This is a genomic window from Pedobacter sandarakinus, assembly GCF_026240095.1.
In the GTDB taxonomy this organism is placed as follows: Bacteria; Bacteroidota; Bacteroidia; order Sphingobacteriales; family Sphingobacteriaceae; genus Pedobacter; species Pedobacter sandarakinus.
Genome location: NZ_JAPIVG010000006.1, coordinates 13,092 through 37,355, shown reverse-complemented (window position 1 = coordinate 37,355; position 24,264 = coordinate 13,092). Strand labels below are relative to the sequence as shown.

The 24,264-nt window shown below is 36.2% G+C and carries 18 protein-coding genes; 16 read left to right on the top strand and 2 right to left on the bottom strand.

The window, feature by feature from the left end; all coding sequences use genetic code 11:
- Positions 1-56 precede the first annotated feature (56 nt).
- The 5 genes from uvrA (at position 57) to OQ268_RS15595 (ending at position 7,787) form a co-directional block, all read left to right on the top strand.
- Entirely contained in the window at positions 57-2,972 is a 2,916-nt protein-coding gene (gene uvrA / locus OQ268_RS15615) for an excinuclease ABC subunit UvrA (RefSeq protein ID WP_265857444.1), read from the top strand.
- A 73-nt stretch (positions 2,973-3,045) separates the two neighbouring features.
- Positions 3,046-3,813 carry a TatD family hydrolase gene (locus tag OQ268_RS15610; RefSeq protein ID WP_265857443.1) on the top strand — a complete coding sequence of 256 codons (768 nt, stop codon included), beginning with the start codon at positions 3,046-3,048 and terminating at the stop codon, positions 3,811-3,813.
- A 258-nt stretch (positions 3,814-4,071) separates the two neighbouring features.
- Entirely contained in the window at positions 4,072-5,091 is a 1,020-nt protein-coding gene (locus OQ268_RS15605) for an asparaginase (protein ID WP_265857442.1), read from the top strand.
- A gap of 176 nt (positions 5,092-5,267) precedes the next feature.
- A complete protein-coding gene (locus tag OQ268_RS15600; protein ID WP_265857440.1) occupies positions 5,268-6,680 on the top strand; it encodes an MBL fold metallo-hydrolase in 1,413 nt (470 codons plus the stop codon).
- A gap of 117 nt (positions 6,681-6,797) precedes the next feature.
- Positions 6,798-7,787: a YpdA family putative bacillithiol disulfide reductase gene (locus OQ268_RS15595; RefSeq protein WP_265857438.1), complete on the top strand. Its 990-nt coding sequence runs from the start codon at positions 6,798-6,800 to the stop codon at positions 7,785-7,787.
- A gap of 9 nt (positions 7,788-7,796) precedes the next feature.
- On the opposite strand, the gene OQ268_RS15590 is transcribed toward OQ268_RS15595, so the two are convergent.
- Positions 7,797-8,792: an alpha/beta hydrolase gene (locus OQ268_RS15590; RefSeq protein ID WP_265857436.1), complete on the bottom strand. Its 996-nt coding sequence runs from the start codon at positions 8,790-8,792 to the stop codon at positions 7,797-7,799.
- A gap of 290 nt (positions 8,793-9,082) precedes the next feature.
- Here OQ268_RS15590 and OQ268_RS15585 point away from each other — a divergent pair, with 290 nt between their 5' ends.
- From OQ268_RS15585 to OQ268_RS15575, 3 genes are all read left to right on the top strand, one after another.
- On the top strand, positions 9,083-10,054 hold the full coding sequence (locus OQ268_RS15585) for a polyprenyl synthetase family protein (RefSeq protein ID WP_265857434.1): 972 nt from the start codon (positions 9,083-9,085) through the stop codon (positions 10,052-10,054).
- Positions 10,055-11,107, top strand: coding sequence for a TerC/Alx family metal homeostasis membrane protein (locus tag OQ268_RS15580; RefSeq protein ID WP_265857433.1), 1,053 nt, complete (start codon positions 10,055-10,057; stop codon positions 11,105-11,107).
- A gap of 750 nt (positions 11,108-11,857) precedes the next feature.
- A complete protein-coding gene (locus OQ268_RS15575) occupies positions 11,858-13,306 on the top strand; it encodes a M28 family peptidase (protein ID WP_265857431.1) in 1,449 nt (482 codons plus the stop codon).
- Between the two features lie 8 nt (positions 13,307-13,314).
- Here the strand turns inward: OQ268_RS15575 and OQ268_RS15570 are convergent, their stop codons facing one another.
- A complete protein-coding gene (locus OQ268_RS15570; protein WP_265857429.1) occupies positions 13,315-13,743 on the bottom strand; it encodes a CBS domain-containing protein in 429 nt (142 codons plus the stop codon).
- A 526-nt stretch (positions 13,744-14,269) separates the two neighbouring features.
- Between OQ268_RS15570 and OQ268_RS15565 the strand changes: the two genes are divergently transcribed.
- From OQ268_RS15565 to OQ268_RS15530, 8 genes are all read left to right on the top strand, one after another.
- The gene (locus OQ268_RS15565) at positions 14,270-15,523 is read left to right on the top strand and encodes a tyrosine-type recombinase/integrase (RefSeq protein WP_265857428.1); all 1,254 of its coding nucleotides are present in this window, start codon (positions 14,270-14,272) and stop codon (positions 15,521-15,523) included.
- A gap of 39 nt (positions 15,524-15,562) precedes the next feature.
- Positions 15,563-15,790 (top strand): hypothetical protein, encoded by a 228-nt coding sequence (locus tag OQ268_RS15560; protein WP_265857426.1) that lies wholly within the window; start codon positions 15,563-15,565, stop codon positions 15,788-15,790.
- 1,035 nt (positions 15,791-16,825) lie between these two features.
- Positions 16,826-17,047 (top strand): hypothetical protein, encoded by a 222-nt coding sequence (locus OQ268_RS15555; protein ID WP_265857424.1) that lies wholly within the window; start codon positions 16,826-16,828, stop codon positions 17,045-17,047.
- A gap of 65 nt (positions 17,048-17,112) precedes the next feature.
- The gene (locus OQ268_RS15550; RefSeq protein ID WP_265857422.1) at positions 17,113-18,099 is read left to right on the top strand and encodes a hypothetical protein; all 987 of its coding nucleotides are present in this window, start codon (positions 17,113-17,115) and stop codon (positions 18,097-18,099) included.
- Complete coding sequence (gene gwsG / locus OQ268_RS15545) at positions 18,100-19,083, top strand: grasp-with-spasm system ATP-grasp peptide maturase (RefSeq protein WP_265857420.1); 984 nt, start codon at positions 18,100-18,102, stop codon at positions 19,081-19,083.
- Between the two features lie 177 nt (positions 19,084-19,260).
- Positions 19,261-20,277 carry a grasp-with-spasm system SPASM domain peptide maturase gene (gene gwsS / locus OQ268_RS15540; protein WP_265857418.1) on the top strand — a complete coding sequence of 339 codons (1,017 nt, stop codon included), beginning with the start codon at positions 19,261-19,263 and terminating at the stop codon, positions 20,275-20,277.
- A gap of 474 nt (positions 20,278-20,751) precedes the next feature.
- A complete protein-coding gene (locus OQ268_RS15535) occupies positions 20,752-22,935 on the top strand; it encodes a peptidase domain-containing ABC transporter (RefSeq protein ID WP_265857416.1) in 2,184 nt (727 codons plus the stop codon).
- A 10-nt stretch (positions 22,936-22,945) separates the two neighbouring features.
- Entirely contained in the window at positions 22,946-24,229 is a 1,284-nt protein-coding gene (locus tag OQ268_RS15530) for an HlyD family secretion protein (protein ID WP_265857415.1), read from the top strand.
- Positions 24,230-24,264 lie beyond the last annotated feature (35 nt).

The window sequence follows — 24,264 nt, the reverse complement described above, 5'->3', positions numbered from 1 at the left end:
CGGATTGAAATTTAGCCTCATCTGGTTAAAAATTTCTCCTCAACTCTTGAATAAATATGAGCAATAAATCTATCGACCTTGGCGAGCAAAAAGATGTAGAAGTATACGGTGCGAGGGTACATAATTTAAAAAATATAGATGTTAGCTTTCCACGCAACCAACTGGTAGTAATTACTGGGTTAAGTGGTAGTGGAAAATCTTCTCTAGCTTTTGATACTATTTATGCCGAAGGGCAACGTCGCTACATGGAAACATTTAGTGCGTATAGCAGGCAATTTATGGGAGGGATGGAAAGGCCCGATGTTGATAAGGTTTCTGGATTAAGTCCTGTAATTGCAATTGAGCAAAAAACTACAAGCAAGAACCCTCGTTCTACCGTAGGTACCATTACCGAAATATACGATTTTATGCGTTTATTGTATGCCCGGGTCGCTGATGCCTACTCTTACAATACCGGCGAGAAAATGGAGCGCATGAGCGAAGACCAGATTCTCCAAAATATCTTTAATAAGTTTGATGGATCGCCGGTAAATATTCTGGCTCCAGTGGTAAAAGGACGGAAGGGCCATTACCGCGAATTATTTGAGCAGATACGAAAACAGGGCTACGTAAAAGTTCGTGTAGATGGAGAAATTAAAGACATCACTGCAAAAATGCAAGTCGACCGGTACAAAATTCACGACATTGAAGTGGTTATCGATCGTTTAATCATTGATGATAAAGATAGAAAACGCCTGTTAGATTCCGTACAAACAGCCATGAAAATGGGTAAGGGTGTGATAAAGATTAGTGATAAAGATAACAATGTGGCGCATTTTAGTAAATTTTTGATGTGCCCAACTACTGGTATTTCCTATGATGAGCCCCAGCCTAACAGCTTTTCTTTTAACTCGCCTTATGGTGCCTGCGATCGCTGCGATGGCTTGGGATACATCTTTGTAGTAGATAAAGAATCGGTAATTCCCAACCCAAAACTGAGTATCTTAAACGGCGGTCTGGCTCCACTTGGCGAATATCGCGATATTTGGATGTTCCAGGTGTTGAAAGCGCTGGCAAAGAAATATAGTTTCTCTTTATCAACGCCCATTGATAAATTGAGCGATGAGGTAATCAACATTATCCTGAATGGATCCCCTGATTTAATCAAGGTAGAAGTTGAATACAACAAGTGGAATGTTCAGAATTATAACATCACATTCGATGGAATTATCAAGATGTTGGAAGAGCAAAATGAAAAACGTAGTGAATCTGCTGCGGATGATATGGATGCTTTCCGCAAACTGAAAACATGCCCCGAGTGTAATGGTGCCCGTCTTAAAAAAGAAAGCTTAAATTTTAAAGTCGATGGAAAAAATATTTTTGACTTGGCATCAATGGATATTAATGAGCTGCATAAATGGTTCGAAAATGTAGATGATCGCCTTTCAGATCGGCAAAATATCATAGCTAAAGAAATTTTAAAAGAGATTAAGGCACGTATTGGGTTTCTAACAGATGTTGGTTTAACTTATTTAACACTAGATCGAACTGCACGAACGCTGTCTGGAGGGGAGGCGCAACGTATTCGTTTGGCTACTCAAATTGGCTCTCAGCTAATGAATGTAATGTACATCCTAGATGAGCCTAGTATTGGCTTGCACCAGAGAGATAACGAACGTTTAATTAATGCTTTGAAAAATCTTCGCGATTTAGGAAATACGGTCTTGGTGGTAGAACATGATAAAGACATGATTTTAGAGGCCGATTGGGTGATCGATGTTGGTCCGGGTGCGGGTATACATGGCGGTACTGTTGTTGCAGAAGGTACAGCAGCACAGATTTTAAAATCAAAAACATTAACTGCGGCCTATTTAAATGGCGATAAAAAAATTGAAACGCCAAAAGTTCGCAGAAAAGGCAATGGACATAAACTTTCCATTCTTAAAGCCACAGGTCATAATCTAAAAGAAGTTTCAGTCGATTTTCCATTAGGAAAATTTATCGCTGTTACAGGTGTATCAGGTTCAGGAAAATCCAGTTTGATCACCGAAACGCTTTATCCTATTCTGAACCATCATTTTTTCAGGGCAAAGAAAACACCACTTCCATACGAAAAAATTACAGGGCTGAAGGAAATTGATAAGGTGATAGAAATCGATCAGGCTCCAATTGGAAGAACACCGAGATCTAACCCATCTACTTATACCGGCGTCTTTTCAGATATCAGGAACCTTTTTGTGCAGCTACCTGAAGCCAAAATTCGCGGTTATAAACCAGGTCGCTTCTCTTTTAATGTCAAAGGAGGTAGATGCGAAACATGTCAGGGTGCGGGGTTAAAAGTGATAGAAATGAATTTTTTACCCGATGTGCAAGTCCCTTGCGAAGAATGTAGCGGAAAAAGATACAACCGGGAAACTTTAGAAGTTCGTTTCCGTGGCAAATCCATTAGCGATGTGCTCGATATGAGTATTGAAGATGCCTGTGATTTTTTTGAAAACATTCCTATTATTTATCGCAAAATAAAAACCCTTAAAGATGTTGGTCTGGGCTACATTACGCTCGGTCAATCTTCTGTAACACTTTCTGGGGGTGAAGCACAACGTGTAAAACTGGCAACGGAACTTTCTAAAAAAGATACTGGTAAAACATTTTACATCTTGGATGAACCAACTACAGGCCTTCACTTTGAAGATATTAATGTGCTGCTGGGCGTATTGCAAGAATTGGTAGACAAAGGAAATACCATCTTAGTCATCGAACATAACCTGGATGTAGTAAAAGTAGCCGATTGGGTAATAGATTTGGGAGAGGAAGGCGGTGCCGGGGGAGGACGCATTCTGTTCGAAGGCACGCCTGAAGGACTGGTTCAGAATCCAATTAGCTTAACTGGCAAGTTTTTGAAAAAGGAAATGGCTTTTAATGGACATGTAATTGAAGATACTCCTTTGAAAGTTAAAGCACCTAAAAAGGCTAGGAAAGAAAAAAGCAGTTGATAAATATTTAACTATAAGTCGATTAAAAAATTAAAATGTCGATAACTGTTTGCGTTAACGATACATATACTAAATGATTTTTACCGATACCCATACTCACTTATACTATGAGCAGGATGCCGAAAAGCGTGTCCAATTATTAGAACGGTGTTTTGAAAACAGCGTTAATCGTTTGTTTTTACCCAACGTGGATATAAATTCCATTGCGATGATTGATGATTTGGTTAGTAATTATCCAGAGAATTGTTTCGCAATGGCAGGATTGCATCCTTGCGATGTAAGGGATGATTACGAAATAGTACTTAGGGAAATTTATGATTCTATAGCACCCAGGAAAATTTATGCCATAGGTGAGATTGGAATCGATTTATATTGGGATAAATCCACGCTTGCCATCCAGCAAGATGCCTTTCATAAACAAATTAGCTGGGCTAAAGCTTTAGGTTTGCCCATAGTTATTCACTGCCGCGAAGCATTTGATGAAGTTTTTGAAGTGTTAGAAAGTGAGCGTGATGAGAAGCTCAGGGGTATTTTTCATTGTTTTACTGGAAATGTAGCGCAGGCGAAAAAAGCTATCGACTTAAATTTTTATTTGGGAATTGGTGGCGTGTTGACTTATAAAAAAGCGGGCTTAGATCTCGTTTTAAATGAAATTGCTTTAGCCGATTTGGTGCTGGAAACTGACTCTCCTTACCTGGCGCCAGTTCCTTTTAGAGGTAAGCCAAACGAGAGTAGTTACCTCATTTACATTGCACAAAAACTGGCAGATATCTACGGCGTTTCTGTTGAAGAAGTTGCAACTGTTACAACAGAAAACTCAAAGCGTATATTTGGCATTTAACTTATGGCAGAGCTAGGTAATATGCCATTCTGTAAAGATTAAACAATTGCTGAACGCTATGGGCTTAATCTCTAATGGTGAAGCAAAATTGATGACAGACAACTTTAGTTTTTTGATGTTTTCTTAATAAATTGCCCATAAATTTTCATTTTATTAATGATGTGATAATTAACAGACGATTCTTTAACAATATTGAAATTATTAGATATCATCTGTAAATTTTTAGTTTCTTTGTGATGAGCAATTTGAATCAACCAAATGACTAAGATCCTAATAATTTATACCGGTGGTACCATTGGTATGGTTAACGACCCGAGCAACGGCATGTTAATTCCCTTCGATTTTCAACAAATTAAAGAGAACGTGCCTGAGTTAAATAGGCTAGATTATCATTTGGATGTACATTCATTTCATCCTGTGCTGGATTCTTCTAATATCGATCCGGAAATTTGGAAGGTCTTGGCCGAGTTGGTATATAGTAAATACGATCTTTACGATGGCTTTGTAATTCTTCACGGTTCGGATACAATGGCTTTCACCGCATCGGCTTTAAGTTTTATGCTCGAAAACTTAAGTAAGCCTGTTGTGCTTACCGGTTCGCAACTTCCCATTGGGGAAATTAGAACCGATGCGAAAGAGAACTTAATTACCGCTTTAGAGATTGCCGCCACCAAAGAAAATGGAAGGGCACTGGTACCCGAGGTATGTATCTACTTCGATGCGCAATTATTTAGGGGAAACCGTTCTATCAAATACAATAGTGAAAAATTCGAGGCATTTAGGTCGCCGAACTACCCGATCTTAGCTGAGGCAGGCGTTCATTTGCAGTTCCAGAAGAATTACATTTTGCCCGCCCCGAACGATAAATTAAATCTACGTACTAATTTTAATGCTAATATTGGTGTATTAAAGCTTTATCCTGGTATAACACCGCAAGCTGTAAAAGCAATTACCGATTCTGAAGTTGACGCTATTATTTTAGAAACTTTTGGCTCGGGAAATACCACTACAGCAGCATGGTTTCTTGATAGTTTGCGAACCGCAATACATCGGGGAAAAATCATCATCGACATTTCACAATGTAAAAAGGGATCAGTACAATTAGGCAGATACGAAACCAGTAGAGAATTGCAAAAAATGGGTGTAGTTAGTGGCTTTGATTTGACTTTCGAAGCGACAGTGACCAAATTGATGTTTGTAATGGGATTAAAACTTTCGGCTGCTGACAGCCGCAAGTTGATGGAAAAATCTTTAAGAGGCGAATTAACAAACGATTAGTAACATCAATGCTATCCATATTTACCGAAACAATAAGTAAAACTTCTGCAATTATAACTTTGTTCGTTGGTGTAATCTGTTTTTAGCCCTATTTTTGCTATCGCTTCATCATAAATGTGGTTTTGTTCGGTATCCCTTTGTATCGAACTGCATTTGGATTTAGAATAGGGAACTCCATGAAAATAGAACAGATTTACACCGGTTGCTTAGCAGAGGCGGCATATTATATCGAAAGCAATGGCGAGGCCGCAATTATAGACCCACTTAGGGAAGTAAACACCTATTTGAATAAGGCTAAAACAGCGGGTGCGGAAATCAAATTCATTTTCGAAACCCATTTTCATGCTGACTTTGTTTCAGGTCACGTAGATTTGGCAGAAAAATCTGGGGCTGTAATTGTTTATGGTCCTACTGCAAAAACGGAGTTTAACTGCCACGTTGCACATGATGGTGAACAGTTTCGCATTGGCAACATTACTATCACGGCACTCCATACGCCTGGGCATACCTTGGAATCTACCACCTATCTGCTAACCGACGAACAGGGCAAAGCCTATTGTATTTTTAGTGGCGATACACTATTTATCGGCGACGTAGGTAGACCAGATTTGGCGCAAAAAGGAAATTTAACTGTTGACGATTTGGCTGGAATGCTATATGATTCATTGAATGATAAAATTAAGCCGCTTGCTGATGATGTTATTGTATATCCGGCTCATGGCGCAGGGTCTGCTTGTGGGAAAAGTATGAGTAAGGAAACTTTTGATACTTTGGGCCATCAGAAACAGGTTAATTATGCTCTAAAAGCAGCCAATAAGGCAAATTTTATTGCAGAAGTTACGGATGGAATAATGCCACCCCCTCAATATTTTGCTAAGAACGTTGCCATGAATAAAGGTGATGTGGCGCGGATAGATGCGGTATACGAAAAAGGGCTAAAGGCATTAGATCCACAGCGCTTTGAAGAGATTGCAAATCAGACAGGTGCGCTTCTATTAGATACTCGAGACCCACAAACCTTTGCTAATGGGTTTATTCCAAATTCCATCAATATTGGTTTGAACGGACAATTCGCACCATGGGTAGGTGCTTTGATTACAGATTTACAACAAGCCATTTTATTGGTAACCGAGGATGGGAAAGCACAAGAAACTATTACCCGGCTTACCCGTGTAGGTTATGATAATACCATTGGGTTTTTAGATGGCGGCTTTAAATGTTGGTTAAATGCTGGGAAAGAAATTGATACTATTGAATCGATCTCTGCTGAACATTTCGAAAAGGCGGTTAACAACCATGAAATTGTTGCCCTGGATGTTCGCAAGCCTGGAGAATATGAGGCTGAGCATTTAGAACTAACCTTAAGCCGTCCGTTAGATTTTATCAACGACTGGATGAACGAGATCAATCCAAAGGAAACTTATTATATCCATTGTGCTGGCGGTTATCGTTCGATGATTGCAGCCTCCATTTTGAAGGCCAGGGGTGTAACCAACGTGGTAGATATTGCTGGAGGTTACGGTGCGATCAAAAATACGGATTTGAAAAGGACTGATTTCGCTTGCCCTAGTAAGGCTATGAAAGTATAGTTCCGTAAAATTTGCTGTGTTGAAAATTCACGCAGAGAGCTTTTTCATATAAATGGAATGCCCCACCCAAGCGCTTGAATGATTATAATTTGCTTATCAAACGATCAACATTAGAGAATGAAAAATACTGAAATTAAGGTTCAGAACAGTTATGATATCGTTATTATCGGTGCCGGACCAATCGGTATGGCATGTGCCATTGCTGCACAGAAAGCAAATTTAACTTATGTCATTATAGAGAAGGGAGCTTTGGTAAATAGTCTGTTCAACTACCCGGTATTTATGACTTTTTTTTCCACTTCGCAAAAACTGGAAATCGGCGATACGCCATTTGTAACCATTAATCCAAAACCGAACCGAAACGAAGCCGTTGAATATTATAGACGTGTAGCAGAGAAATTTGATTTGAATATTAACCTTTTTGAGCGGGTTAATCAGGTGGTTAAAACTGACGAATCATTTTCAGTTACCACATCCAAAACAACTTACAGTGCAACAAATGTAATTGTTGCCACAGGCTTTTACGATGTTCCGCTTTTAATGAATGTTAAAGGAGAAGATTTGCCTAAAGTAACGCACTATTATAAAGACCCACATTTGTATGCATTTCAGAATGTAGTGGTAGTGGGAGCTAATAATTCTGGAGTAGATGCTGCATTAGAAACCTATCGCAAAGGTGCACACGTAACCATGATAGTTAGGGGTGATAATTTAGGCCCACATGTTAAGTATTGGGTTAGGCCAGATATTGAAAATAGAATCAAAGAAGGCTCTATTAATGCTTATTTTAATTCAGAATTATTAGAAATAACCGAGCGGAAAGTTATAATAAAAACGCCCGAAGGCATAAAAACCATAGCAAACGATTTTGTGATTGCGATGACTGGCTATCAACCCGATTTTGCGATGTTAAGGAGATTTGGCGTGGAATTACCCGAAAGTTTATGCCCGGTATATGATGAGCAAACCATGGAGACCAATATAAAAGGACTTTATTTAGCTGGGGTAGTTTGTGGCGGGTTAGATACACATAAATTGTTCATCGAAAATTCTCGCATACATGCTGAAATGATTTTGGAAAACATTGTTGCACACAAAACACAATAACCGAGTTTACTAATGTTTACTTGTTAATTTTAGAACATTACTTACAAAATCATTAATAGCAGTTTCTACGCTAGGTAAATCTTTAGCAGTAATATACGAACCCATTACGTGGTTGCCTGCATTCGGAATAGCTACCTTCTTCTTCAACTGAGCTACAGTCCCAAGCTGTTTAAACATTTTAAGCATTGCATCTACCCGCACAACAGGATCTTGCTCCATTTCATTTTTGTAATAATAAAGCATTAGCACAGGTTGCTTTACCTTGCGAAAGGTACTATTGATCATGGTGCTTTCTATAAATTCTTGTAGTTCTACCAAAGCCTCTATACGGTAGTGCGTATGCCAATATTTTTTGTATTCTTCGGTTCTATCTTCTACACTTCTTTCGTTTCCACCAACCACTTTCCGAGCAATTTGTAGGCCCCAGGGGTTGTTAAGAAGCCATGCGTTTTTATCGTTAATAGCCACATTTGGCGAAAGTAAAATCAAGCTATGAATTTCTGGATAGGCCGCTGCCAGTTTTATTGCCACCGATGCCCCGGTAGAAGTGCCAACTAAAATTACTTTCTTACCTAATTTTTTGCCGATTGAATATGCTTGTTTACTACTTTCCCACAGCCTGTCTGCAGTGAAATACTGCATTGGGGCTACTGTATCTACACCATGGTCGGCCAGCCTTGCCAGGTATAAATTCGCGTGCAGGGCTTTGGCCAGATTAATATGTACTGGGTTTCCTTCCATTTTGGAGGCCGAAAATCCGTGTAAATATACTACGGCGTACTCTGTTTGTTTATGTAACGGATTGGCCCAAATAATTTCTGCCTGATTACCTGGCTTTATTTTATTTAAACTCTCCAGGCTTTGGACATACACATCTAAATCATTTAAGCCGGGTAACTCGGCCAGTTCAGTGTTATACAATGGCTTTTTTGGTTTCGGTCCTACCAAATAGCTGATTACCAAAAACACCGAGAACCCAATCAAAACTTTGTAGCGCTTTTTCATTTGGAAAAAAATCCTTGTCTAAATGTAAAGTTTTGACTTGAATAAAAAATATTTTTTATGTGCTTCGTTTAGCGATTGAACGGTTTTATACCTTAAAACATTGATTATAAACCTGATAGAAGTGAGCACGTAGCCGAAAAACGCAGTTTGTGGCGGAGTAAAACGGATAGCAGGAGTGAAGGATATAGAATGCAGGTTCCGTTGCTTTCCAAATCTCTATTATTGGCATTGTTGGCGCATGTTTTTATGGGGAAATTAACTTAAGTTTGCAATCAAAATTTTTCGCCTTAATGCCGGGAATCGATCAGATAAAAAAACCTATAGCAGCAGATATTAAAGCGTTTGAAAAAACCTTTAAGGAGTCTATGCATAGCGACGCACCGTTGCTGGATAGAATTACCCATTACATTGTGAAACAAAAGGGAAAGCAGATGCGACCTATGTTTGTGTTTTTTGCTGCAAAATTGTGTGGCGGAATTACAGAATCTACACATAGGGGGGCAGCTTTGGTAGAGCTTTTGCATACGGCTACCCTAGTGCACGATGATGTGGTAGACAATGCTTACGAGCGACGGGGTTTTTTCTCGATTAACGCCTTATGGAAAAATAAAATTGCTGTTTTAGTAGGCGATTATTTGTTGGCGAAAGGCTTGCTGCTTTCGGTAAACAATAATGAGCATCGTTTGTTACAGATTGTGTCTGAAGCGGTGAAGCAGATGAGTGAGGGCGAGCTGTTGCAGGTGGAGAAAGTGAGGAAGATGGATATTTCTGAAGATTTATACTTCGATGTTATTCGTCAAAAAACAGCTTCTTTGATTGCTTCTTGTTGCGCTTCGGGTGCCGCCTCGGCTGGTGCGAATGACGAAACCGTAGAGAAGATGCGTCTTTTTGGTGAAAAAGTAGGTATTGCCTTTCAGATTAAAGATGATACATTTGATTTCGGGACGGATGATGTAGGTAAGCCTTTGGGTATTGATATTAAGGAAAAGAAAGTGACACTGCCCTTAATTTATGCCTTGAACCAGTCAGGAAAAAGTGAACGTAAGCAGATGATCAACTTGGTTAAGAACCACCAGGACGATGCTGCTAAAATTCAACAGATTATAGATTTTGTAAATGCCAAGAATGGGGTTTACTACGCCAACCAAAAAATGCTAGAGTACCAAAATGCTGCGTTTGATATCTTGCATGGTTTTGAGGCAGGGGAGGCAAGGACGGGTTTAGAACAACTGGTGCTTTATACCACCGAACGTAAAAAATAAATGAGCAACGAATTACTTTTTAGCCTAGGCTTTCTTCTATTTATTATTCTTATCCTAGCCTTAGATTTAGGCCTTTTTAGTAAGAAGGATCATGTTATCAGCTTAAAGCAGGCTGGTATTATGAGTGTAATAATGGTAGCATTAGCCATTGGTTTTTATTTTATTTTAATGGTTGAAGGGCATCAGCTACACGGTATTAAAGATTTCGCCCATCTCCAGGAAATTGTAGTAAAACACCAACATCATATCAAGCTAATTCCTGATGATTTTGATGCGAGTTTAAGCGTTTACCGTCAAAATTTGGGGCTTGAATTCTTAACTGGATATGTGATTGAATATGCACTTTCGGTAGACAATATCTTTGTTATCGTGCTTATATTTTCGGCCTTCGCAGTAGAAGAGAAATATTACCACCGTGTGTTATTCTGGGGGATTCTAGGTGCGATTATTATGCGCTTTATTTTCATTTTTGTGGGCGCAGCGCTGATTGCGAAGTTTGCTTGGATTCTTTACATTTTTGGTGCCTTCCTGGTATTTACTGGTGTTAAAATGTTTTTCAGTAAGGATGAGGATGATAAGATCGATCCTGAAAATCACCCGGTAGTTAAATGGGCTTCGAAGGTTTTTGCCATTCACCCGCGATACGAAGGCAAAAAGTTTTTTATTAAGGTAGATCATAAAACACTTATTACCCCTTTATTTATCGTACTGCTGATTGTTGAATTTACAGATCTACTTTTTGCGGTAGATTCCATTCCGGCTATTTTCGCTGTAACCAAGGATCCTTATATTGTATTTTTCTCCAATATCTTTGCGATAATGGGTTTAAGATCGATGTTTTTTTTGTTGGTAAACATTATTCACAAGTTCCATTATTTAAAAACTGGGTTGGCGGTTTTATTAGCTTTTATTGGGGTAAAAATGTTAGGACATGTCTATTTGGAAAAGATAGGCTTTACTACGGAACACTCGCTAATTGTAATATTAAGTATTTTGGTTATTAGCATTGTGGCATCTTTGGTGTTCCCCAAAAAAGTTGTTCATAGGCATTAAATTAAGTTTTTCAATAAACATGTTTTCCAGCTGCGGGTAATTGAGATTACCATCATTTACTCCCGCTGATTTCACCGTTTTCTTCAGAGCAAGGCTATCATAAGTTGTGGTTAGGTTTTGACGTATTTGTTTCTAAATAAGAATGGATCTGCGTGCTCCCCGTCATCTTCGGGTAGCAAAGATTACCATCATTTACTCCCGCTGATTTCGCTGATTTCGCAGAAAATGGTAACTTGAAGTTGGGGCCGGATAGGCCTTGATGTATTTGTTTCTAGATAAGAATAAATCTGCGTGCTCCGCGTCATCTGCGGGTAGCAAAGATTACCATTATTTACTCCCGCTGATTTCACTGTTTTCCGCAGAAAATGGTAAGTTGACGTTGGGGGCGGATAGGCCTTGATGTATTTGTTTCTAGATAGGAATAAATCTGCGTGCTCCGCGTCATCTGCGGGTAGCAAAGATTACCATTATTTACTCCCGCTGATTTCGCTGATTTTCGCAGAAAATGGTAACTTGATGTTGGGGGCGGATAGGTCTTGATGTGTGTGTTTCTTGATAGGAATAAATCTACGTGCTCCGCGTCATCTGCAGGGGAAAGAAATGCGCTTATTTTCTCCCACTGGTGTCTTGAAAGGAACGTACACGCGAGTATTTTAAGTAATCTGTTTCGCTTATACTACAAGCAAAATAAACGTTACAGGCATGCAAGTGATGAGTTAATTTGTATTTTCAGCCTTTTAAAATTAAATCATGAAGTATATTTTCACCGTTACACTCGTATTCAGTGCTTTTCTGGTTACCGCACAAGATAAATTCGGAAGTGTTTTCAATCAGATCAATACTGAAGTACAACAAAACTCTAAAGCATACTCGACCCTTAAATACGAAACTGAAACCATCGGACACCGATTAACGGGATCGGACAATGGAGCCAAGGCAGAACAATATGCTTTCGACTTACTAAAATCTTATGGATGCGAAGTTAAATTCCAACCCTTCGAAGTAGAAAGTTGGGCCAGAAAAACCATTAACGTAGAAATAGGAGGTAATAAAAGTACCTTAGCAAAAATCAAGGCCGTAACTTTGGCGCATTCTCCAATAAATGCAGATGTGATCGGTGATATCGCAGATGCAGGGAATGGCCTTGAGGTAGACTATCAGGCTGACCCCAATAAGTTTAAAGGTAAAATTGCCTTGATTTATCTAGGCGTTTTGCCAGGTTCTGCTCCAGGAACTAAATCGCTACATCGATCTGAAAAGACTGCAATTGCTACTAAATATGGTGCAACTGGGGTTATCATCATCAACACAGTTAAGAACGGTGTATTATTAACAGGTACAGCATCAGTTACGGGTAAGTTAATTCCAATACCTGCCGTTTGCATTGGCTTGGAAGATGGTATGGCTTTGAAAGAGAAATTAAAAACGATACCTCAGCTTGCGCACATCTCCATGACTAATTTTTCGGGTTTAATCAAAGCTCGAAATGTAGTTGCTACTTTTAAAGGAACAAGCACGCCGAAAGAGAAGATTGTTGTGGGCGGGCATTTGGATAGTTGGGATTTATCTACAGGCGCAATAGACAATGGAATTGGTTCTTTTGCAATTATGGATATGGCCCGCACTTTTAAAAAGTTGAACCTTAAAACTAAACGTACGGTAGAGTTCGTGCTTTTTATGGGCGAGGAGCAAGGTCTGCTTGGTTCCAAAGCTTATGTGGCGCAGGCCGAAAAAGATCAAAGCTTAAGCGAAGTGAGATTTATGTTGAACTACGACATGACAAACGACCCAAAAGGTTTTACCACTTCCCGTGCAGAGATGAAAGATTTGTTTAAAGCCTGGGGTGCCGATATCGTTAAAATAGATACTGGGTTTAAAAATCTTTTCAATGCTGGCGCTGGTTTACATAGCGACCATCAGCCCTTCATGCTGGCAGGAATACCAACAGGCGGTGGTTTTGGCGGCAAACTTCCAAATAATGCCGGACCATTTTACCACTCAGATGGAGATTCATTCAAGTTGGTTGATGAACAGGAACTTAAAAATACCGTTCGTTACAGCGCCATGCTAACCTATGCTTTGGCCAACACATCTAAAATACCAGTTGCCAATCAAACTGATAATGAGATTAAAACATTTCTGGAATCGCAGAACTTAAAAGAGCCCTTAACCATTGCAGGAGAGTGGCGCTGGAAATAATTGTTACTTTAACCGCTAATATAGCTTTCCAACTGCGAAATAGTTTGTTTCTGATCGGCGATGATAAATTTTACCACATCGCCGATTGACATCATTCCCTTCACCCCCTCATTAACCACAATAGGCAAATGGCGAATGTGCTTGTCAGTCATAAGTTGCATGCAATAATCAATGGTATCGCTGTAGCTAATGGTGATGGGATTAGCAGTCATCACTTCCCTAATTGGTGTCTCTTTTGATGATTTGCCTTGCAAAATTATTTTTCTCGCATAATCACGTTCCGTAAAAATACCCGATAGCTTCTCGTTTTCCATTACCAACACGGCGCTAATGTTTTTGTCCGTCATAATTTGTAGTGCATCAAATACAGAAATGGTTTCGCCAACAGCAATCACCCTGGCAGGTTTGTTATCCATCAAATGTTTCACAGTTTTCATATTTGTTTAATTTGGTTATAACAATTTATGAAATAGTAAGCTGAAAATCAATTTTTTATTTTTGATATCTGCTTGTAAATATTTTATACACTAAAACGTAAAGGTGAAATTCTATTATAAGCTTCAAGACTTAAGCTGTCTAAAATTTAAACTTTAATGGATATCATGTTACCTCATTTCTTCAGGTTTTTGCAATAGCATTCAGCTTGAAATTTGCTTGGGCTCATTCTCCGTAATATTTTACACTATGTAAACCTATGGTTGGGGTAATTATTTGGGTTTGATAAACCTAAGCTGTAAATTTGCAATACATTTAAAACAAATAAATTATGTCATCAGTAGAGACGTAATCTGCGTTTTTACAGCATTCCATAAAATCACATAAAATCAATTTTTCATTGATTATCAATTAGTTAAAATAATTATTGTATTATAGAATTTTATCTAATTTCTGAAATGTTTGCAAATTGTTTGCGCACTATAAAATTTGCAAACAATTTTCATTCTTAAAATGTAAATTTATTTTATGGCAAATTGCAATCTCTATTACGACAAAAGACGTTCGAAAAAGAATGATTTGTACCCTATAAAAATTAGGATAACTCACGAACGTAAAAGCAAATTCTTCGAAACGGTATTTAGTGCAGATGAAGCGGAATACGCAAAAATTTGTAGCGGACTTAGGCTAGACACAGAGCAGAAAAAAACTAAGAGTAAACTGGACGAGTTGCTCAAGAAAGCCAATGACATTATTGATGATTTAGAAGTCTTCAACTTTGAGACCTTTACCACTAGATTTAAAAATACTGGAGACAGAAACAACCTATTGGATATAATAAGAGAAAAAGCGACTTCACTTAAAGAAGAAGAGAATTTTGCAAATTCTAGATTATATTTCCAATCAGCTGATTTGATTGAGCGTTTTAATGTTGAACAGAGAAAATCAAAAAGCCTTTTTGTTAGAGACCTTACACCAGATTATTTAAAAGCTTTCCAAAAATGGGCTTTAGGTACTAATTATATCATAGACAAGAATAGAGACAAGTTGGCTAAAACATATTCTGTTACTACGCTAAATATGTATTTAACCAGAATTAAGGCTGTAGTAAATTCTTTAGTAGAAAGAGGTGAGCTCCACATTTCAAAAAATCCATTTGGTAAAGGGAAATATATTATTCCTAAATCGAGAAGTGCAAAGCGCCCTCTAGAGCATGAAGAAATTATGTCAATTGTAAATTATCAAACTGATAGTGATAGCGAGATTTTTGCAAGAGATATGTTTGTGTTTTCTTATGTGGCCAATGGAATGAATTTTTATGATATTTTTAAATTGAAATGGTCGGATATAAAAGGTGATGCTTTTTATTTCGTCCGTCAAAAAACTTCTGCTAAACTGCCTGATAAACAAATAAGAGTATTCCTCAACCCAAAAATCCAATCTATTATTGACACTCATGGAAGTAGAAAACTCGGCAATAATTACATTTTCAATGTAGTGCCATGGGGTGCGACGAAAGATATTGAACAAAGGAAAATACGTTCAACCATCAGTAGTGTTAACATGAAATTAAAAAAGATCGCTACAGAATTGGGAATAACTTCCGACATTAGCACCTATTTTGCTCGCCATACATTTGCCACTATGATGCACAATTTTGGCGCACCTACTATTTTAATTAAAGATGTTATAGGACATGAAGATATCAAATCAACGCAAGGTTACATTGGATCTGAAAGTAAGAAAAGATTAAGAGAATTGCAGGACATGCTTTTGAAGTAAAAATTTAAGTCTTAAAGGGTTTTCTAAACAAATAAAATTATGGCAAGATCACTAAGAAAAACTAAAATCTTTCCGATAACTACCGCAGTATCAGAGAAACATGATAAGAGACGCTGGAATAAAACGTTTAGGAAAGTATCCAAAAACTTAATAGGCGAAGGAAAAGAAGCGCCTCATAAAATCCAAAGCGTTTCCAGTGTGTGGGATGGCGCAAAAGATGGTAAACGATACCGCAAAAATGCGACAATGAGGGATATGAGGAAATAGCTTTTCTAATCCATAAAGAATAAACTCACAAACTATTAATTTTCCTCGAAAGTGAATTAGCACTAATTAAACAGACTTAAATTATAGGTTTAGATTAAACAAAAAGCACGACTAATCTTCAATTATTTTATGTCTTTGATAAGACTAAGAAGCAGTTCAGAAGTACCATTGAGAATTTAATCAAATATTTCAAGATAAGGCCTTTCTCTAAAACGCATCATAGTAAACATTTTCATATTATCAATTACAATTATTAATGCTAATTAATATAAGCATAAGAATATTTTATATGCCCTTTTGCGACTAAATTACTTTAAAAGTATTTGAAACTTTAAGAAATTTTTTAAGTTGAAAATATGTAATACCATTTGATTGGATATCTATTAGGGCCCATACAATGAACTATTTTAGTAGCTTGTTGCTTATAATAGATGATTTACTTGACATAAGAGTTAATAAAATCCTTTTGAATGATTTAGAAAACCTTAAGAACATATTCATTATTCTATTCCGCCTGTATGACATTCCAATTTGTGAATTTGTTATTTCAATTGTCTTCTTCTTCGGATAATGCACGGTGTTTTTAACAATCCCTTAAAAAACTATAAATCCGTAAATGTAAAGATCTTGAATGGTCATAAGGATGAACTTTTATTTAAAAAAATAAGAAATTTTACAAAAAAAACAAAATTTAAAGGAGCCGTTGAAATATTACCTTTTTCAATTTATACATCTCTAGTGCGTGTACGCTTATTGAAAATTAAATAAAAATTACTGATTATAAGTTGTTTGTAGAAAAACAAACACTCCTATTTGGAATATTTACTTAAAAAGCATACTTTTATTTATAAAAAAATTATAAAGTCGTCCCTAGACTTGGTTTATAAATCACGATCCCTTTTTTTATAATCAGGCATTTGTTTGCAGAACTTTTACGTGGAAATTCATGTAAAATTTATTTTGTATTTAGATAGTCTAAATATCAGGAAATGGTACGAACCTGAGTAAAAAGAGTGAATTAAAAATTTAAAACCAATGAAAAAAATCAATGACGAACTGTTTTCAGAAGATCTGAAAGAAAACGAATTAACCGACCTTTCAAAAATTATTGGAGGTCTTGAAGATCCAGGCACTAAAAAGGCTGATGACTGTAATGTAAGTGGTAATCAAGATGATTGCGATACAGCCTATAAGAATGACTCTACGGATACATCTGATACAGTTCGAGAAACTGATCATTGCAATGAGGTTGATTAGTCTTTAACTAAAGCATCCAGATCCATTAATGGATCTGGAGCTATTTCTCTATTTTACTTCCGTTTATGAAAACCAAGCTTATTTTTATTTTACTTTTTTTTGCAAAAAATGCATTTACGCAAGAGTATATCAATTATGCACGAACAATGTCGGAAGTAAAAGAATTAATTTTGATTGATAAGTTCAAAGAAGGTGTACAATTGTTTGATTATAAAATATTTAAAAAATATGATTTCATTTTTGCTCAAGATATCTTCTTAATAGCTCAGACAGCAGTCAATGCTGGAGATATAGACAAGGCTTTTTTATATTTAAATAAATGCGCATTGCAGGGTGTGCCGTTGATAGTATTGACCGACAACAAAATTATCAGCCAGTTAAACAAGGATTCCAGATGGAAAGTATTTGAAAACAAATACGAGCAATTGTTTAGCGCCTATCGTTCCAATATTAATCTATCTATAAGAAAAACAATTGACTCCCTGTTCGTTGTAGACCAATTGAAAACTAAACGGATAAATCGTAGTTTTTTTTCGAGTCTATTGGGCTATCCCAGTTGGAGAAGTACATCGAAAAGACATGCTAAATTGATTTTTTCAATAACCAAAAAGTATGGATATCCTGGTGAGAAACTCATAGGAATTAACACTTTCGACGGGAATAAATCTGATAGCATGAAGATGATTGGTAACAATTTGCCAAGGCTTTCCGAACATAAAACCCTAGCAATGTTACTCCATTATTTTAGCGGCCCAGTAGAAGGCGATGATAAACTATTTTATCAAAATCTCAAAAGCGGCTTTATGCCTGCAGAGGTTTACGCTAGCTACAATGATTTCATGGCCAAATTTGGAAAAAAAAAATATAAGGATAGATTTTACAATGAATGGCATAGTGACCCCAACAAAGAAAAAATTCAAGAAATAAATATACGGCGCCAATTAATTGGATTATACCCATACGAAACGAGAATAGCATTATCTAAGCGACGTCTCAAAAGCATCCAAGATAAAACAACTCGTGATATTCTTAACATTTATTTAATAAACTAAATGATACTAATTCTCTCAGACGAAAGGGACCAAACAACAATAGATGTTATTTCCTGGCTTAGATTTTACAAAAAAGACTTTCTCAGAATCAATTTGGAAGATAGCTTTGATTTTAGTGACATAGAAATAGAAGATCAAAATGTTAAGATTAATTTTAAAAGCAAACAATTAGAGTTTGATTTTTCTAAAATCAGCTCATATTGGTATCGAAGAGGAAAATTGAATTTTAATAGACCTATAATTACTCCTCAAAAAGTTTCTGGGCTTCAAACTTCAGCAAAAATTTTTCTTGATAGAGAATATACAGCAATAAGCGAATTTATTTATAGTCAATTGGAATCAAAACGTTCAATTGGAAAAATCAATCAAAATCTAACCAATAAAATAACAAATCTGATATACGCACAAAAAGCAGGACTTAAAGTGCCACATACCAAAATAATCACGGCTAAAAAAGATTTAATAGCTTTTTTTAGCAAAAATAGGCCATTGCTAACCAAAACGATTACTCAAAGCGGGTTTTCGTTTTCCAATGATGAAATTAAGTTTGAAGGATTATCTTCTCTTTTTACGCAAGAAAATTTAGATGTAACTCCAAGTTTTTTTAGTCCAACATTATTTCAATCTTTTATAGATAAAGCATATGAACTTAGGGTCTTTTATTTAGATGGTGTATGCTACACATCAGCAATTTTTTCACAGAATGATGAGCGTACTAGGGTAGACTTTAGGGACTATAACTTTGAAAAGCCCAACAGAACGCCACCGTATAAACTGCCAAGTGATATAGAAAATTCAATTGTTAAATTCATGGATAGTGTTGATATGCGAACAGGGTCATTAGATATTCTCGTATCAAAGAATAAGGAGTACGTTTTTCTCGAAGTAAATCCAATTGGACAGTTTCGCCAAGTATCTTATCCTTGCAACTACTATTTGGAAAAAAGGGTTGCTGATTATTTAAGCTTTAACAAACAATTATGATAATAGAAGATTGCTTCAACGATGATTTTTTAAAAATGCCTGCAAACTTATATTCCATTAAGGTAAGGGAATTAAGGGAGGACCAAACTCCGTTCTTAAAGCTTAAAAAGACAAGAACAACCAAGGCTTTACCCCGTGCGTTTTACAAACCAATAATATTTTGTCAAGTTTTTTTTAATGAACAGCAACAGTAAGTTTTTTAAGGTTTTTGCCGAGTGTGCCCTGGTAAAGGGAAATACAAGAAGTGCTATTTATGATCTGCCTAGAGGAAAATACAATCTGATTCCAAATGAACTTTTTGATATTTTATCTAAGTATGAGGGGCGCTCATTAGATGAAATAAAAGCTAATTTTGATGAGAATGACCATGCTACAATAGATGAATATTTTGAGTTCTTAATAAAAAATGAATTCATTTTCTATTGTGACAAGGATGAGCTTGAACTTTTCCCCCCATTAAATAGCGAATGGCATTACCCGGGGGTTATTAGTAATGCAATAATTGATCTTCCCAAAGTACCGAAGGTAGATTATATTGAGATTGTTAGGCAGCTAGAGGAATTAGGTTGCCAGGCCTTAATCCTAAGATTTAAGGATCTTTTAGACGAACGTTATTATCACTTATTTAAATATGTCAATGATTCAGACATAAGATCTGCTCAAATTCACACGCAATATAACCGCTTATTACAAGAATCACACTATGAAAATTTACTAAAGGGACATTTAAAGATTAGAACTTGTGTCATTTACGGTTCACCCAAAGAATCTGTTATCAATACAGGAATTAACGGTGCACAACTAATATGTTATATCAAAAATGTTATGACGGATACAATCGAAACTTTGCCGGCACCAAACTTATTTCATGTTAATATCGAGTTATTTACAGAAAGCAAATATCATAATCCATATCTGAATGGGAAGATATATATAGATGAAAATGGCTTCATCAAAAATTGTTTCACCCATAATCAAAGCTTTGGAAATATACATGAACATTTAATCAAAGATGTAATCACCAATGAATTCAAAATATTATGGAATGTTTCAAAAGATAAAATAGCCGTGTGTCGAGACTGTGAATACCGCTTTATGTGCGTAGACAATCGTACTCCAGTATTTGATAGCGATGATTATAAACATCTCACAGAATGCAATTACGACCCTTATGAAGGAAAATGGAAAAACTAAAGTTTACAATTATAATTCGGTTGCAAAAGATGAATCATGGAATTTCATATTCCTAACCAAAAATAATCTCACCTACAAGGTCTCCATTAGGAGATTATCGAGCGTATTTCAGTTAAATTTAAATATGAAAGTGCTAAAAAAACATGGCTACTTGATCGAATTTAGGAATCAATCTAATGATAACAATGCTAGATTCGATGAAAATATCGGACCTACGATTTGTGACATTTTAATCAACTTTATAAAAAATAGTGACTTAAACGCTTTCCTAATTTTACAGGTGAGTTGGACAAAAACAAACCGGCTCACAGGTTACGATTGTTTGAAATGTGGTATAATAGATGTAATGAACAGTACAACCACATTCTAGAAATAAAACATGTTGCAGTTAATACCATCAGCGAGTATAGAAGTGCTGGATATTCAGTGATTTTTCTCAAGGAAAATCCTTTAAAATTTTAATGATAAAAACCTATGAAATTCCCATTCTACAAACAACATGACATAATGGACTGTGGTCCAACTTGTTTGAAGATTGTTGGCAAACATTACGGAAAGATTTTAAATATTCAGAGAATTAGGGAGTATAGTGGGATAAACAAAGACGGGGTTTCCTTACTAGGAATTAGTCATGCAGCAGAGAAGCTTGGGTTTCGGACAATGGCTGTTAAAATACCTACTCAAAAACTCCTAAAGCTTGATTTGCCTTGTATTTTGTACTGGAACAAAAACCATTTCGTTGTTTTGTATAAAATTAAAAAAAATAAATATTACATATCTGACCCATCAAAAGGGCTAATATGTTATACATCAGCGGAGTTCAAATCAAAATGGATTACGGATCGAACAGAAAACAGCGAAGAAGGAATTGGCCTTGCTATAAGCCCGACACCAAAATTTTATGATATAGAAGAGGAGCCAGAGAAGAGAGCCAAACTTTCCTCTATTCTAAGATATATAACAGGATACAAACAATTAATTCTACAGCTCTTGGTTGCATTATTAGTTGGGACTTGTATGCAACTAATACTTCCTTTTTTAACTCAATCCGTTGTTGATATTGGCATAAACACAAGAAATTTAAATTTCATTTATGTGGTTCTAATCGCACAAACTATGTTGTTCATAGGGAGGCTTAGTGTCGACTTTATTAGATCTTGGATCCTTCTTCATATTAGTACCAGAATCAATATCTCCATATTAACCGATTTCTTTATAAAACTTTTAAATCTTCCTATGAGTTTTTTTGATACTAGATTAACAGGAGATATCATGCAACGAATCGAGGATCAAAAAAGGATAGAGACGTTTTTAACTGGGCCTACCCTTAATGCATTTTTTTCATTATTTAATTTTGTTGTATTTGCAGTTGTTTTAGGTTTTTACAACACCACCGTTTTCATGGTATTTCTTATAGGTAGTGTTTTATATGGGATATGGATAGCCGCATTTTTGAAGAAGAGGAAAGAACTCGACTATAAGCGTTTTGATATTTCTGCCAAGAATCAAAGCAAGATAGTCCAGTTGATAGCTGGAATACAGGAAATTAAATTAAATAATAGTGAACAACAAAAAAGATGGGAATGGGAGAAAATTCAAGCGGGTCTTTTTCAATTTAATATAAAAAGCTTGGCTCTACGCCAAATTCAACAGGCCGGTTCCTTCTTTATAAATGAAGGGAAAAACATCGTAATTACGTTTATTGTTGCGAAATCAGTTATTGACGGCCAGTTAACTCTGGGGGCTATGATGGCTATCCAGTACATAATTGGCCAGTTGAATAGTCCAGTTGAGCAAATGGTGGCTCTGACACAACAATTACAGGATGCTAAAATAAGTCTTGAAAGATTGAATGAAATTAATTCACTTGATGACGAGGAGGTTTCAGGGGCTCACTATATTTACGAATTTCCAATTGACAAGAGTATCTCATTGAATGGCCTTAGCTTTACCTATCCTGGCGCTGGCAATATCCCTGTACTTTCAAATATAGACCTAACTATCCCCCAAGGTAAAACGACTGCCATTGTAGGAATGAGCGGAAGTGGAAAAACGACACTTCTGAAGTTGCTGCTGAGATTTTATGAACCGCAAATGGGAACTATTAAGTTAGGAAAAATTGCATTGAACCAATTTAGTTACAAGTTCTGGAGAAGTGAATGTGGTGTTGTAATGCAGGAAGGTTTTATATTTTCTGATACAATTGCAAATAACATTACCGTTGCAGAAGATATCCCAAACTTAACTAGGCTCAAATATGCAATACAAATGGCAAATATCAGCGACTTTATAGATAGCCTTCCTTTGGGTCTAAATACTAAAATTGGTGCTGAAGGTAATGGAGTTAGCCAAGGGCAGAAACAGCGTATCCTGATCGCAAGGGCGGTTTACAAGGATCCAGAGTATATATTTTTAGACGAAGCTACAAATGCATTAGATGCAAATAACGAAAAAGAAATAATGTCAAATCTTGAAGACTTTTTAAAGAATAAAACAGTCGTTGTAGTTGCGCATAGATTGAGTACCGTTACAAATGCAGATAATATTATCGTTCTAGATAGGGGAGTAATTACTGAACAGGGAACACATCTTGAATTAACCAATCTCAAAGGCTCATATTATCAACTTGTTAAAAACCAACTTCAGCTTGGAAGTTAAAAATTAAGTTATGCCAAATGAAAATCATATAATTCAACGCAATAGTGAAGAGATTCAAGAAATTATAACATCAGTGCCTTCTAGCATATTGAGATGGGGGATTACGATTATTTTTATCTTTCTAATCTCCGTTTTAGTTCTCTCCTCAATTATTAAATACCCTGATATTGTTAAAACATCCATTAAGGTAAACTCAAATAATTCTCCAAAATTGATTTTAGCCAAACAAAATGGAAAAATAACCGAAATATTTGTGAATCAAGGGGATGTCGTGAAAAATGGTCAAATACTGGCATTCATGGAAAGTACCTCAAACCCCTATGATATTTTATCGCTTTTAGAAAAACTAAGATATTTACAAGCACAACCTGGCAAAATATCCTCAGAGGAGGCAAGTGATCAATTGCCAACCACACTTAATCTTGGTGAATTACAATCTGCTTACCAAAATTTCTATGAAGCTTATCTAAGATATCAATCTACTAAAAGCAATGGCCAATATATAACTAATCGCTCATTCTTAGAAAGGGATTTAGTTAATATAAAAATACTAAATACTCAGATACTCAAGCAAAAGCAACTGCAGGAGCTAGAATATAAAAATGCCAGTATTGAGTTTGAATCTTTTAAAAAACTATATGAAAAGAAAGTCATTTCAAGAAGCGAATTTATGCTACAGGAAAATAGATATCTACAATCTAAGTATCCCCTGCAGCAAACCGAGACTGCAATAATTAATAATTCGGTCAACTACAGTCAAAAACAAAAGGAGTTGCAAGAGCTAAATAATACGATATCTGAGTCAAGATCTGCTTTTTTCCAAGCGCTAAATAGGATAGTAAATGAAACTAATTTATGGATTGAAGAACATGTTTTAAAAGCTACAGAAGCTGGTAAGGTTAGTTTTGCAGGTACAATTCAAAAAAACCAGAATCTTTTTGCAAATCAGGAGGTCTTCATTATAAACCCTGCGAATCCGATTTATTTCGGTGAGGTGGAAATCCCCCAATACAACATGGGAAAGGTTCATTCTAGTGAAGATGCCCTTGTTAAGCTAAAAGGTTACCCATTTGAACAGTATGGAATGATACGGGGGAAACTTAGTTATGTATCTGATGTAGCTTATAAGGACAGTGTATTTGTAGGAAAGGTGAGCTTTGATCATTTTGAAAATATAGATTCAACAAAAAAAATCATATTAAAGAACGGCATGAAAGGAGATGTTGAAATAATTACAGAGGAAAGCACGCTATTGCAAAGGTTACTTCGAACTCTTACGGGGTATGTAAAATAAACTGTGTCAATCTAAAATAATTCTTCTCAAAAAAA

Excerpts from the sequence above, each read along its gene's own strand:
- uvrA (WP_265857444.1), top strand. The coding sequence starts at position 57 with ATGAGCAATAAATCTATCGACCTTGGCGAGCAAAAAGATGTAGAAGTA.
- OQ268_RS15610 (WP_265857443.1), top strand. The coding sequence starts at position 3,046 with ATGATTTTTACCGATACCCATACTCACTTATACTATGAGCAGGATGCC.
- OQ268_RS15605 (WP_265857442.1), top strand. The coding sequence starts at position 4,072 with ATGACTAAGATCCTAATAATTTATACCGGTGGTACCATTGGTATGGTT.
- OQ268_RS15600 (WP_265857440.1), top strand. The coding sequence starts at position 5,268 with ATGAAAATAGAACAGATTTACACCGGTTGCTTAGCAGAGGCGGCATAT.
- OQ268_RS15595 (WP_265857438.1), top strand. The coding sequence starts at position 6,798 with ATGAAAAATACTGAAATTAAGGTTCAGAACAGTTATGATATCGTTATT.
- OQ268_RS15590 (WP_265857436.1), bottom strand. The coding sequence starts at position 8,792 with ATGAAAAAGCGCTACAAAGTTTTGATTGGGTTCTCGGTGTTTTTGGTA.
- OQ268_RS15585 (WP_265857434.1), top strand. The coding sequence starts at position 9,083 with ATGCCGGGAATCGATCAGATAAAAAAACCTATAGCAGCAGATATTAAA.
- OQ268_RS15580 (WP_265857433.1), top strand. The coding sequence starts at position 10,055 with ATGAGCAACGAATTACTTTTTAGCCTAGGCTTTCTTCTATTTATTATT.
- OQ268_RS15575 (WP_265857431.1), top strand. The coding sequence starts at position 11,858 with ATGAAGTATATTTTCACCGTTACACTCGTATTCAGTGCTTTTCTGGTT.
- OQ268_RS15570 (WP_265857429.1), bottom strand. The coding sequence starts at position 13,743 with ATGAAAACTGTGAAACATTTGATGGATAACAAACCTGCCAGGGTGATT.
- OQ268_RS15565 (WP_265857428.1), top strand. The coding sequence starts at position 14,270 with ATGGCAAATTGCAATCTCTATTACGACAAAAGACGTTCGAAAAAGAAT.
- OQ268_RS15560 (WP_265857426.1), top strand. The coding sequence starts at position 15,563 with ATGGCAAGATCACTAAGAAAAACTAAAATCTTTCCGATAACTACCGCA.
- OQ268_RS15555 (WP_265857424.1), top strand. The coding sequence starts at position 16,826 with ATGAAAAAAATCAATGACGAACTGTTTTCAGAAGATCTGAAAGAAAAC.
- OQ268_RS15550 (WP_265857422.1), top strand. The coding sequence starts at position 17,113 with ATGAAAACCAAGCTTATTTTTATTTTACTTTTTTTTGCAAAAAATGCA.
- gwsG (WP_265857420.1), top strand. The coding sequence starts at position 18,100 with ATGATACTAATTCTCTCAGACGAAAGGGACCAAACAACAATAGATGTT.
- gwsS (WP_265857418.1), top strand. The coding sequence starts at position 19,261 with ATGAACAGCAACAGTAAGTTTTTTAAGGTTTTTGCCGAGTGTGCCCTG.
- OQ268_RS15535 (WP_265857416.1), top strand. The coding sequence starts at position 20,752 with ATGAAATTCCCATTCTACAAACAACATGACATAATGGACTGTGGTCCA.
- OQ268_RS15530 (WP_265857415.1), top strand. The coding sequence starts at position 22,946 with ATGCCAAATGAAAATCATATAATTCAACGCAATAGTGAAGAGATTCAA.